The organism is Pseudomonas sp. 44 R 15, assembly GCF_900004965.1.
Taxonomy (GTDB): domain Bacteria; phylum Pseudomonadota; class Gammaproteobacteria; order Pseudomonadales; family Pseudomonadaceae; genus Aquipseudomonas; species Aquipseudomonas orientalis_A.
In genome coordinates, this window is record NZ_CVTU01000024.1 from 1 (window position 1) to 1,113 (window position 1,113).

Here is a 1,113-nt window from a genome sequence, read left to right on the forward strand (position 1 = left end):
ACAATGGTTTCGTACGGGTCGTGCGGCGTGGTGAGGCGGTTTGGAAATACGAGCGTAATGAGCAAGGCGATGTCATCCGCAGGATTGATCCGGACAGCGACGCGACGGACTACAGCTACGACAAGCAAGGGCAACTGACCGGGGTCTGGTATCCCGACAACAGTTGTCATCGGCTGGTGTGGAATGAGCGTGGGCAGCTTGTTGAAGAACAGTTGCCCAATGGAAGCATCATGCGTTATCGCTATGACGATCTGGGCCGGCAATTGTCGCGTGAGGATGAGCTTGGCGCGCTGACTCAGTATCAATGGGACGCGGTAGGGCGCCTGCTGAAACTGACCCAATCCGACGGTACTTATCGGGAGTTCAGCTACAACCCTTACGGAAAAATCATCGCCGAACGCGATGAACTCGGCCACGTCACCCGCTACGAATACGCCGACGGCCTGCACCTGATCAGCCGCCGCATCAACGCCGATGGCACCCAGGTCAAGTACCGCTACGACAATGCCCGCCTTTTGCTGACTGAAATCGAAAACGAAGTTGGCGAAACCTATCAACTGGACTACCACCCCAACGGCCTGATCCGACAGGAAACCGGCTTCGACGGCCAACGCACCGCCTACGCCTACGACCTCAACGGCAACCTGCTGGAAAAGACCGAACACGGCGACGATGGCAGTCAGCTTATTACCCAATACGAGCGCGACCATGCCGGTCGTCTTGTAAGAAAAATCCTCCCCGATGGCAATACGGTCGACTACACCTACGACCGCCAAGGCAACCTCCTCAGCGTCGAAGACGGCCACTGGGCGCTGGCCTACGAGTACGACAAACAAAACCGTCTCACTGCTGAACATCAGGGCTGGGGCACCTTGCGCTATGGCTATGACGCCTGCGGCCAACTTCAGCATTTACGCCTGCCGGATAATAACCGTCTGACCTTCAACCACGACAAAGCCGGCCACTTGGCCACCGTCGAGCTAAATGGCTCACTGCTGACCTCCCACCTGTTCCATGCAGGTCGCGAACACCAACGCCAACAAGGCCAACTGCTCAGCCACTACCACTACGACGACCAAAACCGCCTGCACGCCCACGCCGTCACCCAGCAAG

At 57.7% G+C, this 1,113-nt stretch carries 1 pseudogene; it reads left to right on the forward strand.

The features are described from left to right. Window positions 1-1,113, forward strand: a pseudogene (locus BFP93_RS02060) (RHS repeat protein); the annotation flags it as partial.